A 13,863-nucleotide genomic window follows, 5' to 3' on the forward strand; every position below is an offset into this window, starting at 1 on the left:
GGGGAGGAAGAATGGGGGCGGAAGGGTGCTAAATCAGGGGCGATTCACCGCTGGCGGCCCCGCAGCTTGGACTGCAACCGCTCCAACTGCCGCTCCTTGAGCGACACCAGCGACAGGTCCGCGACGCTCAGCTCGGCCGCCGCCACCACGCCCAGCGCAGCCAGCCACGCGTCCGCGATCGCGGCGACCTCCGGCTCCGTCAACAGGGCGTCCGGCCAGGCGAGTTCGACCGTCAGCACCGGCCGCCCGTCGCCGTCCGCCGCGATCACCGCGTCGATCTCCAGCGGGTACCCGACCGGCATCGCCGGGTCCGGTCCGGCGCCCGCCGCGACCGCTTCGCGTTCCGCCGCCGGAGCCGGCGGCCAGGCGTCGAGCGCCACGCCGGGCCGGTCCGTCCGCCCCCGGTAGTTGAACAGGACCGACGACCGGGGGCCCGCTGCGAGCAGCGGGGCCGTCTGCGCGTTGAGGTGGCGCAGCAGGCCGTGGCCGAGTCCCTTCGCGGGGGCGGCCCGGAGCTGCTCCTTGACCCGCCGGAGCGTGTCCGCGGCCGCGACGCCGCTCAGGTCGAGCCGCACGGGGTGCACGGTCGTCAACCACCCCACCGTGCCCGACAGATCGAGGGCGTGTCCGCCCCGCCCGTGCCCCTCCAGGTCGACCTGGACGGTCGGCGCCGCGTCGGGGTGGACGCGGCCGATGCCCAGGACCAGCCCGGCCAGCAGCGCCTCGTCGACGCCGGTGCCGGGCAGCGTGAGCAGCGGCGCGGTGCGCTCGGCGGGCAGGGTGCGCCGGACGGTCCGCAGGGTGGCGACGGTGTCGCGGTGCGGGTCGGCGACGAGCCGGGCGAGCGGCCCGGCCGGGCCTGCCAGGGCGTCGCGCCAGTAGGCGGTCTCGGCCAGTTGCGCCCGCTGCCGGGCGTGCGCGTGCAGGTGCTCGGCCCAGGCGTGCAGGGTGACCGGTTCGGGTGCGAGTGCCGGTCGGCGGCCGGCCGCCGCCTCCCGGTGCGCGGCGGCCAGCCGGGGCAGCAGGATGCGCCAGGAGACGCCGTCCACGGCCAGGTGGTGCACGGTCAGCAGCAGCCTGCCGTCCGTGTCGTCGCCGGCGTCGAACCAGACCGCGCGCAGCATCCGGCCGGCCGTCGGATCGAGCGCGTCGGCGGCCCGGTCCGCCTCGGCCGTCAGCGTCTTCGCGTCGACGCCTCCGGGAGCGGGGACGCGGCGCAGCAGCTCGGGGTCGGCTGCGGCGGGCAGCGTTTCCTGCGTCCACAGCCCGTCCGTGGTGTCGAGCCGCAGCCGCAGCGCGGGGTGGGCCCGCACGAGCGCGTCGAGTGCGGCGCGCAGCGGCTGTTCGCCGAGCCCGCCGGGGACGTTCAGCAGCACCGACTGGTTGAACCGCCGTACCGGGCCGCCGCGTTCGCGCAGCCAGTGCACGATCGGCAGCAGCGGCACGGGGCCGTCCACCGGCCCGGCAGGGGCGGCCCCGACCACGGCCCTCCCCGTCGCAGCGGCGAGCGCCGCCGGTGTGGGGTGCTGGAAGACGTCCTTCGCGCTGATCGCGTACCCGGCGGCGCGCGCCCGGCTCACCAGTTGCAGCGACACGATGCTGTCGCCGCCCAGCGCGAAGAAGTTCTCCTCCTCCCCCACCTCCGGCAGTCCGAGCACCTCCGCGAACACCCGCGCCAGCCCGGAACCCGCCCGAGCCGCAGCGGGAACGGCGGCGGCGCGCCCGGGTGCGGGCAGGGCCTTGCGGTCCAGCTTGCCGTTGACGGACAGCGGCAGCGCGGCGAGTTCGACCACCGCGGACGGCACCAGGTGCTCGGGCAGGGTGGCGGCGAGCGCGGCCCGCGCCCGATCGCCTGCGCCGGCGCCCGGGCCCTCCGCCGGCACCACGTACCCGATCAGCTGCTTCGCGCCGCTGTCGGCCTGCCGCACCGTCGCGGCGGCCGCCGCGACGCCCGGCACGGCGGCCAGTGCGGCTTCCACCTCGCCCAGCTCGATCCGGAACCCCCGGATCTTCACCTGGTCGTCGGTCCGCCCCAGGTACTCCACGCTGCCGTCCACCCGGTACCGCACCAGATCACCCGTGCGGTACATCCGCTCACCCGCACCCCCGAACGGATCGGCGACGAACCGGCCCGCCGTCAACCCCGGCCGCCCCAGGTACCCGCGCGCCAACTGCACACCCGCCACGTACAGTTCACCCGCCACCCCGACCGGACACGGCCGCAACCGCCCGTCCAGCACGTACAGCCGGGTATTCCACACCGGCCGACCGATCGGCACGGCGCCGGCGGCCGCCCAGGCGCGGTGGTGGGTGACGTCGACGGCCGCCTCGGTGGGGCCGTACAGGTTGTGCAGTTCGATCTGCGGCCACAGCGCGAGGAAGCGGTCGACGGCGGCGGCGGGCAGCGCCTCGCCGGAGCAGAACACCCGGCGGACGGCGGCGAATTCGCGGCGCAGCGTGTCGTCGGCCTCGGCGGCGGCGGTGAACGCGGCGAGCATGGACGGGACGAAGTGGCAGGTGGTGATGCCTGCGCGGGCGGCCAGGGCGGCCAGGTACTGGGGGTCGCGGTGGCCGCCGGGGCGGGCGAGCACGACGCGGGCGCCGACCGTCAGCGGGAGGAAGAACTCCCAGACGGAGACGTCGAATCCGGCGGGCGTCTTCTGCAGCACCCGGTCGTCCGCGCCGATGGCGTACAGCTCGCGCATCCACTCCAGCCGGTTGACGATCGCCCGGTGGGTGACCACCACGCCCTTGGGGCGGCCGGTCGAGCCGGAAGTGTGGATGACATACGCGGCATGGTCCGGCCCGGCCTCGGCGGGCACCGCGTCCGCCCCGGCGGCGTCGACCGGGAGCACCGGCACGCCCGCCACGGCGGGTACGGCGTCCTGCTGCCCGGGCAGCGTGAGCACGCACACCGGACGGGCGTCCTCGATCGTCCCGGCGAGCCGCTCGGCGGGGTAGTCGGTGTCCAGCGGCAGGTACGCGGCACCGGCCCGCAGCACGCCCAGCAGGGCGACCATCAGCTCGGTGGAGCGCGGCACGGCCACCCCGACCACGGCGTCGGGCCCGGCCCCGACCGACGCCAGTGCGGACGCCAATGTCCCGGCGCGTGACCAGAGTTGACGATACGTCAATTCAGAGTTCTCGTACGAGACCGCCACCGCGTCCGGCGTCGCGGCGACCCGCTCGGCGATCCGCGAGACCAGCGTGCCTTCGCGCACCGCGATGGCGGTGGCGTTCCAGTCGCCCGCCAGGCCGCGCGCCTCCTCCTCCCCGGTCGGCTCGATCCGGGCGACGGGCTGCCCGGGGTCGGCGAGGGCCTGGGCGAGGACGCGCAGCAGCCGGGCGCCGAAGAGGCGGGCGGTGGCGCGGTCGAAGAGGTCCTCGGCGTGGATGACGGTCAGGTCGGTGCGGCTGCCGTCGGCGGACTCGACGAAGGTGAAGGCCAGGTCGAAGCGGGCGGCGTGCACGGGGTCGGGCAGCAGCGCGGTGCGGGCGCCGAGCAGCCGGTCGAGGCCGGCGGCTTCCTTGCGGTACTGGACCATGACCTGGAACAGCGGGTGCCGGCCGAGCGTCCGCTCGGGGTTGACCAGCTCGACCAGCCGGTCGAACGGCAGGTCCTGGTGGGCGAGCGCGCCCAGCACGGTCTCCTTGGCGCGGGCCACGAGCTCCTCGAACGTGGGCTCGCCGGACAGGTCGTGGCGCAGCACCAGCGTGTTGACGAAGAACCCGACCAGCTGTTCCAGCGCCTCGTCGCCGCGCCCGGCGACGGGCGCGCCGAGGGCGACGTCCGCCGTCCCGGCGAGGCGGCCGAGCAGCAGGGCGGCGGCGGCCTGCACCACCATGAACGGTGTGGCGCCCGTCCGGCGGGTCAACTCGCCGATCGCATCGTGCAGTTCACCGGGCAGCGGGAGCCGGACGGCGCCGCCCCGGCCGCTGGCCTCGGCGGGCCGGGGGCGGTCGGTGGGCAGGGTCAGCTCGGCGGGCAGGGCGGCGAGGCGGTCGGCCCAGTAGGCGGCCTGCGGGTCGGTCGGCTGCTCGGCCTGCCAGAGCGTGTGGTCGGCGAACTGGAGTGGCAGCGGCGGCAGTTCGGGTGCGCGCCCGGCCAGCCGGGCCGTGTACGCGGCGTCCAGGTCGCGCAGCAGCACGCCCTCGGACCACTCGTCGGCGGCGATGTGGTGCAGCGCCACGCTGAGCACGTGCCGTCGCGGACCGGCGCTCAGCAGTGTCGCCCGCACGGGGAGGTCGGCGGTCAGGTCGAAGACGTGCGCGCCCGCCGCGGCGGCCTCGACGTCCAGCCGGTGCCCGGCCACTTCCCTTGCCTCGAAGGGCAGTTCGGCCTGCTCGGGCGGCAGGATCCGCTGGTGGGGCTGGCCGTCGTGCTCGGTGACGACGGTGCGCAGCGCCTCGTGCCGGGCCAGCACGTCGCCGAGGGCGAGGCGCAGCGCGTCGGCGTCCACGGGGCCGTCGATCCGCAGCGCGCACGGGATGGTGTAGGCGGTGGACGGGCCCTGGAGGCGGTCGAGGAACCACAGGCGGGCCTGGGCGGGGGAGAGCGGAATGCGGGCGGGCCGGGGGCGGGCGGCGGGGGCGGTACGGGCGGCGGGCGCGGCGGCGTCCAGGCGGGCGGCGAGCGCGGCGGCGGTGCGGGTCTCGAACAGGGCCCGGATGGCGACCTCTTGGCCGAGGGCGGCGCGCAGCCGGCCGACCACGCGGGTGGCCAGCAGGGAGTGGCCGCCGAGGGCGAAGAAGTCCTCCTCGACGCCGACGGCGGGCAGGCCGAGCACGTCGGCGAACACCTGGCACACCAGGTGCTCGTGGGCGGTGGCCGGGGCGCGGCCGGCGGGTGCCGCGAAGGCGTCGGCGGCGGGCTCGGGCAGAGCGTGCCGGTCGAGCTTGCCGTTGACGTTCAGCGGCAGCGCGGGCAGCGCCACCAGGGCGGCGGGGACGAGGTGTTCGGGCAGCGCCTCGGCGAGGGCCGTGCGCAGCGCGGCCGGGTCGGCGTCCGTGCCCGCAGCCGGGACGAGGTAGCCGACCAGCCGCTTGCCGCCGCCGGGCGCGGGCCGTGCCACGACGGCCGCCCCGGCGACGCCGGGCAGCGCGGCGAGGGCGGCCTCGGCCTCGCCGGGTTCGACCCGGAAGCCGCGGATCTTCACCTGGTCGTCGTCGCGGCCCAGGTAGTCGAGGCTGCCGTCGGCACGGTGCCGGGCCAGGTCGCCGGTGCGGTACATCCGGGCGCCCGGTGCGCCGAACGGGTCGGCGACAAAGCGGCTCGCGGTGAGCGCGGGCCGGTTGCCGTAGCCGCGCGCCAGGCCGGGGCCGGCGATGTACAGCGCGCCGACGGCGCCGGGCGGCACCGGCCGCAGCCGGGCGTCCAGCAGGTAGCAGCGGGTGTTGCCGATCGGCGTTCCCACGAACGGGGTCGGGCTGTCGGCGAGGTTCGCGCCGAGGGTGTCGACGGTGTATTCGGTGGGGCCGTAGAAGTTGTGGCCGAGCACGCCGGGCGTCTGCCGCAGCCGGGTCCACAGGGTGTCGCCGACGGCCTCGCCGCCGACCAGGAACAGCAGCGGCCGGTGCGCGGGGTCGTCCAGCAGGCCCCACTCGACGAGCTGCGCGCCGAACGACGGGGTGACGTCCAGGGTGTCGATCCGGTCCCGCACCAGGCGGGCCGCGAGGGCCTGCGGGTCGCGGCGCAACTCCTCGCCGTAGACGTGCAGTTCGTGGCCGAGCAGCAGCCACAGCAGCTGCTCCCAGGAGGAGTCGAAGGAGAACGAGGCGGTGTGCGCGGCCCGCAGCCGCCGCCCGCCGGCCGCGGCGACGGCCCGCGCGAAGACCGTACTGCCGTGGTGCTCCAGCAGGTTGGCCAGGCCGCGGTGCGGCACCAGCACGCCCTTGGGGCGGCCGGTGGAGCCCGAGGTGTGGATGACGTACGCCAGGTGGTCGGGCTCGGGGCGGACGGGTTCGGCGTCCAGCGTGCCGAGCTCGGCGAGCGGGACGGCGCCGAGCTCGGACTGCGCCAACACCGGCCGCCGGTCGGCTAGTTCGGCGGTGGTCAGGGTCAGCAGCGGCGCGGCGTCCGCCAGCATGAGGGCGATCCGCTCGTCGGGGTGGTCGAGGTCGATCGGCAGGTAGGCGCCACCTGCGGCGAGCACCCCGAGCAGCGCGGCGACCAGGTCCGCCGAGCGCGGCAGGGCGAGCGCCACCACCGTGTCGGGCCGGACCCCGAGCGCGGCCAGATGGCGCGCGAACAGGTCGACCTTCCCCGCCAGTTGACGGAACGTCAGGCTTTCCGACCCGCTGACCACGGCCGTTTCCTCGGGGTGGGCGGCGGCGGTGGCGCGGAAGGCGTCCACCACGGTGCCGGCCGGCACGGGCCGGTCGGTGGCGTTCCACTCGACCAGCACGGTGTGCCGCTCCGCCGCCGCCAGCACGTCCAACTCCCCCACCGGGGTGGCGGGTTCGGCGGCGATCGCGGCGAGCAGGCGCAGCAGGCGGGTGCCGATGGCGGCGGCGCGGTCGGCGGTGAACACCTCGGGCCGGTACTCGACGGTCAGCCGGGGGTGTTCGCCGGGCAGGGTGAGCACGGTCATCGGGTAGTGGGTGGCGCCGCGGTTGCCGATGGCGGTGACGCGCAGGCCGTCGGCGGTGAGCTGCCCCGGGTCCATCGGGTAGTTCTCGAAGACCAGCAGGGTGTCGAACAGGGTGCCGTGTCCGGCGGCGGCCTGGATCTCGGCGAGGCCCAGGTACTGGTGGTCGAGCAGCGCGGACTGCGCCTGCTGGAGGCGGGCCAGGGCCTCGGCGGCCGCCTCGTCCTCGCGGACGGTGAACCGCACGGGGACGGTGTTGCTGAACAGGCCGACGGCGGACTCGACGCCGGGCAGCTCGCCGGGGCGGCCGGAGACGGTGGCGCCGAACACCACGTCGGTGCGTCCGGTGAGCCGGCCCAGCAGGATCGCCCAGGCGCCCTGCACCAGCGTGTTCAGCGTCAGGCCGTGGCGGCGGGCGCAGCCGGTGAGGGCGGCGGCCAGCTCGGCGGGCAGCGGCAGCTCGAACTCGGCTGCGGCCGCGCCCTGTTCGGCGGTGGAGGCGCCGAACGCCTCGGCGAGCAGCGTGGGCGCGTCCAGGCCGTCCAGTGCGCGCTGCCAGGCCGTCGTGTCGTCGGCGGAGTCGCGGGCGGCGAGGAAGGCCAGGTGGTCGGCGTAGCGCGGGGCGGGCGCCAGGTCGCCGCCGGTGTGGGCGGTGAGGATCTCGCGCAGCAGCACGGGCGTGGACCAGCCGTCCATCACGATGTGGTGGCGGGTCAGCAGCAGCCGGTGCCGGTCCGGGCCGAGCGTGATCAGCGCGCAGCGCAGCAGCGGGGGCCGGGCCAGGTCGAAGCGCCGGGCGGCCTCGGCCTGCTCGATCCGGGCGGCCTCGGCCTGCTGCCGCTGCGGGTCGAGGGCGCGCAGGTCGTGTTCCGTCCACGGGACGCGCACCTCGGCGAGGACGCTCTGCACGGGCTCTCCGGCGGCGGTCAGGGTGAACGCGGCGCGCAGCGCGCTGTGCCGGTTCACGGCCCGGTCGACGGCCCGCACCAGGGCGGCCCGGTCGAGCGGGCCGGCCAGGTCGAGCGAGGTCAGCGAGGTGTACAGCTCGTCGTCGCCCTCGCCCTGCATCCGGTCGTGGAACAGCAGCCCCTCCTGCAACGGCGACAGCGGCAGCACGTCCTGCGCCCCGGGCAGCGCGTCCAGGTCGGCCTGGGTGAGGTGCACCAGCGGCATGTCCGACGGGGTCGGCGCGGGGGCGTCGAGCCGCTCGGCCCACCGGGTGAGCGCGTCCAGCCGGTCGAACCAGGCCTCGGCCAGCCGCCGCATCTCCTGCTCGGCGAACAGGCCTTCGGGCCAGGCGAGTTGGACGGTCAGCTCGGGGCCCTCGGGACGGTCGTGGACGAACGCGCCGATCTCCAGGGCGTGCCCGCACGGCTGCGCCGGGTCGGCGGTGGCGGTGATGGCGTCACCGGCCTCGGGTGCGGGCGTCCAGTGCTCCCCGGTGGCCGCGAACCGGCCGAGATAGTTGAACAGCACGGGGGGTTCGGGTGCTTCGGCCGCCGCGATCGTCCCCGCCGGGTCGAGGTGGCGCAGCAGCCCCCAGCCGACCCCGGCGGCCGGCACCGCCCGCACCGCCTCCTTGACCAGGCCGAGCGCCGCGCCGACGTCCTCGGTGCCCGACAGGTCGAGGTGCACCGGGAATTCGCTGGTCAGCCAGCCGACGGTGCGCGAGGTGTCGGCCCCCGGCACGAGGTGGTCCTCCCGGCCGTGGCCCTCCAGCCGCAGCAGCAGGCCGTCGGCGTCGCCGCCCCCGCGCAGCGCGCGGCGGCGGTCCCGGACGGCGAGGGCCAGCCCGGCGAGCAGCACGTGATCGACCCCGGCCCGCCGCGCGGCGGGCACGGCGGTGAGCAGCGGAGCGGTGCGCCCGGCGGGCAGCGTCAACCGCAGACGGCGCCGGCGGCCGACAGTGTCGCGCCGCGCGTCGAGCGGGCGCTCGACCAGCACCGGGCGGGCTTCATGCGCCAACTGCTGCTGCCAGTACGGGATTTGACGCTGAATTTGGGGGCCGGTGGCCGCCTCGGCGAGACCGTGCGTCCAGGCGCGGAGCGAGGTGGGGACGGGCTCCAGCGGGCGGCCCTCGTAGGCGGCGCGCAGGTCGGGCAGCAGGATGCGCCAGGAGACGCCGTCCACGGCGAGGTGGTGGACGACGAGCACCAGCAGCCCGGCGCGCTCGGGCCCGGCATCGAGGTGCACGGCCTGGAGCACCACGCCGCGCTCGGGGTCCAGCCGCGCGGCGGCGGCCTCCCGCTCGACGGCGGCGGCAGCCGTCAACTCGTCCGGTTCGACCCGCAGTCGGCGAAGTCGCGCGCAGACGCTGCCGGACGCGGCCGACTCGCCTGCGACAGCTGCCGCTCGGCTGATCTCGTCGGCCCCGACGCCCGCTGCGGGCCGCACCTCCTGCGTCCAGCTCCCGTCCGCCGCGACGCGCAGGCGCAGGCGCAGCGCGTCGTGCCGGTCGGCCAGCGCGTCCAGGGCGTCGGCGAGCCGGGCCGGGTCGAGGCCGGCCGGTACCGTCACCGTCACCGCCTGGCCGTAGCGTCCGATCGGGCCGCCCCGCCGGCGGAGCCACTCGCCGATCGGAGTGGCCGGCAGCGCGCCCACGGCGTCGACCTCGTCCGGCACCGGAGCCGGGGGCGCGACCGGGCGGATGGCGGCGGCGATGCGGGCGACGGTGCGGTGGTCGAAGACGGTGCGGGGGGTGAGGGTGAGTCCGGCGGTGCGGGCGCGGCTGCCGAGTTGGATGGCGGAGATGCTGTCGCCGCCGAGCGAGAAGAAGTTGTCCTCGGCGCCGACCTGTTCGACGGGCAGGCCGAGCACCTCGGCCACCAGCGCCGCGAGGGTCCGCTCCGTCTCGCCGCGCGGCGCGATCGCCGCCCGCTCGGCGCCGGCGGTCGGCGCGGGCAGCGCCTTGCGGTCAAGCTTGCCGTTGACGCTCAGCGGCAGCGCGTCGAGGCCGACCAGGACGGCGGGCACGAAGTGTTCGGGCAGGGTGAGCGCGAGCCGGTCGAGCAGCGCCTGCGGCTCGGCCGGCGGCGGCACCACGTAGCCGACCAACTGCCGTGCACCGCCCGGAAGTTCGCGGGCCGCCACCGCAGCCGACGCCACTCCCGGCAGGGCCGTCAGGGCGGCCTCGACCTCGCCCAGTTCGATCCGGAACCCGCGGATCTTCACCTGGTCGTCCGTCCGCCCCAGGTACTCCACGCTGCCGTCCACCCGGTACCGCACCAGATCACCCGTGCGGTACATCCGCTCACCCGGGCTCCCGAACGGATCCGCGACGAACCGGCCCGCCGTCAACCCCGGCCGCCCCAGATACCCGCGCGCCAACTGCACACCCGCCACGTACAGTTCACCCGCCACCCCCACCGGACACGGCCGCAACCGCCCGTCCAGCACATACAGCCGCGTGTTCCACACCGGCCGACCGATCGGCACGGCGCCCGCGCCCGGCTCGGTCCGGTGGTGGGTGACGTCGACCGCCGCCTCGGTCGGGCCGTACAGGTTGTGCAGGGGCACCTCGGGCAGCGCGTCGTACCAGCGGTCCACGGCGTCGGCGGGCAGCGCCTCGCCGGAGCAGAAGGCGCGCCGCAGGGTGGCGCAGCGGTCGGCGAGGCGCGGCTCCTCCAAGAAGGCGCGCAGCATGGAGGGGACGAAGTGCAGGGTGGTGACGGCCTGTTCGGCGATCAGGTCGGCGAGGTAGGCGGGGTCCTTGTGGCCGTCGGGGCGGGCCAGCACCACGGTGGCGCCCTCGGCGAGCGCCCAGAAGAACTCCCAGACGGAGACGTCGAATCCGGCGGGGGTCTTCTGCAGCACCCGGTCGTCGGCGGTGAGCGGGTGGGCGTGCTGCATCCAGGCGAGCCGGTTGACGATGGCGCGGTGCGTGACGACGACGCCCTTGGGGCGGCCGGTGGAGCCGGAGGTGTAGATGACGTACGCGGCGTTGTCCGGCCCGGCCGGACGCGGCGCGGCCTCGGCACGCTCCCACGGCTCGACCTCGTCGGCGGGCTCCGGCGGCTCGTCCAGCAGCAGGGCGCGCGAGCGGGCGGCGGCGGGCAGCCGGTCCAGCACGGCGCGGACGGTCAGCACCCGGACGGGGTCGGCGTCGTCGAGCATCGAGGCGAGGCGTTCGGCGGGGTGGTCGGTGTCCAGCGGCAGGTACGCCGCGCCGGCGGTGAGCGTGCCGAGCAGGGCGGTCATCAGGTGCGTCGAGCGCGGCACGGCCACGGCGACGATCCGGTCGGGTCCGGCCCCCGCAGCGGTCAGCACCCGCGCCAACCGGTCGGCCGCGTCCGAGAGTTGGGCGTAGCTCAGGCTGCCGTCGGGGGCGACGACCGCCGGGGCGTCGGGGGTGGCGGCCGTGCGGGCCGCGATCCGGGTGACCAGCGTCCCGCTCCCGACGGGGTGCGCGGTGGCGTTCCAGCCGTCCAGGAGTTGATCGCGCTCGGCGTCCGGCAGCAGTTCCACCGTGCCCACCGGCGTCCCGGGCGCGGCGGCCAGGCGTTCCAGCAGGGTGGTCAACCGGCGGGCGTGGTGGGCGAGTTCGGCCTCGCTGTAGAGCTTCGGGTTGGCGTCGAAGTCCAGCAGCAGCCGGTCGTCGGGCGTCTTGGCCACCGTCAGCGAGAAGTCGTCCACGGGGCCGGACGCCAGGTTGACGGTGTGCCCGGCGCTGCCCGCGAAGTCCAGGTCGAGGTCGAAGGGCTTGATGTTGAGCAGCGGCCCGTAGAGGCGTTCGTCGCCGCCGACCAGGCCGAGTTCGCGGCGCAACTCCTCGCCCCGGTGCAGCTGGTGGCGGCGCACCTCCTTCAACTCGGCGGCGGCGCGCCGCAGCAGCGCGTCGAAGGTGTCGGCGGGGGCGACCGGCAGGTGCAGCGGCAGGATGTTGACGGCCATGCCGGGGACGCGCAGGGCGCCGGGGGCGGTGCGGGCCATCAGGTGCATGCCGACGACGGGCTCGGCGGTGCCGGTCATCCGGTGCAGGTAGGCGGCGAGGGCGGCGTGCGCGGCCTCCGCCCAGGTGGCGCGGGCGGCCCGGGCGGCGGCCAGCACGGGCGCGGTCCGCTCGGCGGGCAGGGCGATCGAGTGGCGCAGCGCGGCGGGCGCGGCGGCGGCCTGCTGCTCGGTCAGCGAGCGGACCTGCGGGCGGTCGGCGGAGCGCTCGCGCCACCACGCGCGGTCGGCGTCGGCGGCCGGGCCGGCCAGGTGGGCGCGTTCGGCCTCGGCGAGCACGGCGGCGGGCCGCAGCGGGCTCGCCGGAGGTTCGGCGCCGGCCGCGAGCGCGGTGTAGGCCTCGGCGACCCGCCGGGTGAACAGGGTGATGCCGTAGCCGTCGATCACCAGGTGGTGGAACCACTGGAACCACAGGTGGCTGTGCTCGCCGATGCGCACCAGCAGCGCGCCGTGCAGCGGGTCGGCCGCCAGGTCGAGCGGGCGGGCCAGTTGGCGCCGCACCAGGTCGACGGCCGCGCCCGCCGGGTCGGTGGCGGCGGAGGTGTCCAGCCGGGCGAGCGTCCACCCCTCGGCGTCGAACGGCGCCCGCACGGCGCCCTGTTCGGTGATCCGCAGGTGCAGCCCGTCCGCCTCGGCGAGCGTCGAGCGCAGTGCCGTCTCCAGCAGCTCGGCCCGCAGCGGGCCGTCGATGCGCACGTACTGGCCGACGTTGTGGGCGGGGCTACCGGGGTCGATCCGCTGCGCGGCGAGGACGCCGGCCTGGGCGGCGGTCAGCTCCACCCGGTCGCCGCACCCGGAACCCGAGTCGGGCGTCCCGGACACGGCGTCCGTGGCGGGCACGGCGGGCGTCGCAGGCTTGGCGGGCGGCGCGGAGACGGCCGGCGTCGCGGGCGTGGCGGGGGTGGCGTGCGGGGTGGTGCTGCTGCCGGCCATGGGTCGGGCCTTCCCGGGGTTTCGGCGGCCCCCGCCGGCGAGCGGTGCGGTCGGGGGCCACGGCGTGCGTGCGGTACTGAGGGAGCGCCGGGCCCTACTGGGCCTTCAGCACGGACTCGATCTGCTCCAGCACGTTGATCGAGGTGCCGTAGCGGTCGGTGGTGGCGTACGTCAGCGGGACGACCTTCCCGGTCTTCACGGCCTTGAGGTTCTGCCAGGACGGCTGCTTCTCCAGGTCCTTGGTGTCCTGCGGGACCTCGCCGGTCGCGGCCGTGCGCGGCACCAGGACGATGTCGGCGTCGGCGAGCACGTCGAGCTTCTCCACCGAGTAGGTGACCTCGTGGTCGCTCGCGTCGGCGGAGGCCCGGGAGAACGTCGCGCCCGCGTCGCTCAGCACCCGGCCGACCCAGGAGGAGGCGGTGTCGACCAGGAACTCGCCGCCGCCGTAGGAGGAGGCGATGGTCCACTTGGTGGAGTTGAGCCTGTCCGCGTAGTCGGCCTTGATCTTCGCGGCCCTGGTCTCGTAGTCGGACTTCAGCTTCCGGAACTCGTCCTGCTTGCCGACGGCGGTGGCAATCTTCTCCTGCGCGGTGAGCAGGTCGGCCGGCTTGTCGATGCCGAAGTACAGCGTCGGGGCGATGCCTTCGAGCTTGGACACGCCCCAGTCGAACGCGGTGGCGCCCTCGACGATGATCAGGTCGGGGCGCAGCGAGGCGACCTTCTCGATGTTGATCTCGATGCCGGAGCCGATCGGCTCGATCTTCTTGGCCGCCTCGGTCTGCGAGGGCAGCAGCTCCATCGGGTTGTTGTCGTCGATGGTGGAGGTGCCGACGGGCTGCACGCCGAGGTCGAGCAGCGCGCCGGTGGCGTAGGAGACGCTGACGATCCGCTGCACTCCGGCGGGGACGGTGACCTTGCCGTTGGTGGCCTCGACGGTGATCGGGCCGGCGCCGCTGCCGGGGCCGGCCTTGTCCTGGCCGCCGTCGCCGCCGGAGCCGCAGGCCGTGGCGGCGAGCGCGACGGCGGCGGCCGCGGCGAGTGCCTTGGCGGTGCGGGTGGTCAGGGCGCGGGTGTTCATGGATCTCCTCGGTGGGGCCCGGCGTCGGTGGGAGGCGACGCCGGTGGGGCACGGGAATCGGGGGCCGGCTCAGCCGCGGCTGAGGTACGCGGACCAGGCGGGCAGGGTGGGTACGAGGTCGGCCAGGTCCGCGAACTCGACCCGGGCGCCGCGGGCCCGCCAGGTCTCGACCAGGTGCATGACGCGCATCGAGTCCAGGCCGAGGTCGCGCAGGTCGTCCTCGTCGTGGAGGTCCTCGGGGCGTTCACCGAGCAGCTCGGCGATCTCGGCGCGCAGCGTGTCGGGGGCGAACCCGGCGGCGGTGGTCACAGTGAACTC

Annotated in this window: 3 protein-coding genes; all 3 read right to left on the reverse strand. The window is 76.0% G+C overall.

Annotation, left to right across the window (positions count from 1 at the left end):
* Positions 1-44: 44 nt before the first annotated feature.
* Positions 45-12,467 carry an amino acid adenylation domain-containing protein gene (locus ACWEMJ_RS07705; protein ID WP_452136055.1) on the reverse strand — a complete coding sequence of 4,141 codons (12,423 nt, stop codon included), beginning with the start codon at positions 12,465-12,467 and terminating at the stop codon, positions 45-47.
* 94 nt (positions 12,468-12,561) lie between these two features.
* Positions 12,562-13,545 carry an ABC transporter substrate-binding protein gene (locus ACWEMJ_RS07710; protein WP_452136056.1) on the reverse strand — a complete coding sequence of 328 codons (984 nt, stop codon included), beginning with the start codon at positions 13,543-13,545 and terminating at the stop codon, positions 12,562-12,564.
* Positions 13,546-13,614: 69 nt separating this feature from the next.
* Positions 13,615-13,854, reverse strand: coding sequence for a phosphopantetheine-binding protein (locus ACWEMJ_RS07715; protein ID WP_452136057.1), 240 nt, complete (start codon positions 13,852-13,854; stop codon positions 13,615-13,617).
* Positions 13,855-13,863 lie beyond the last annotated feature (9 nt).

It is taken from the genome of Kitasatospora sp. NPDC004531 (assembly GCF_053602195.1).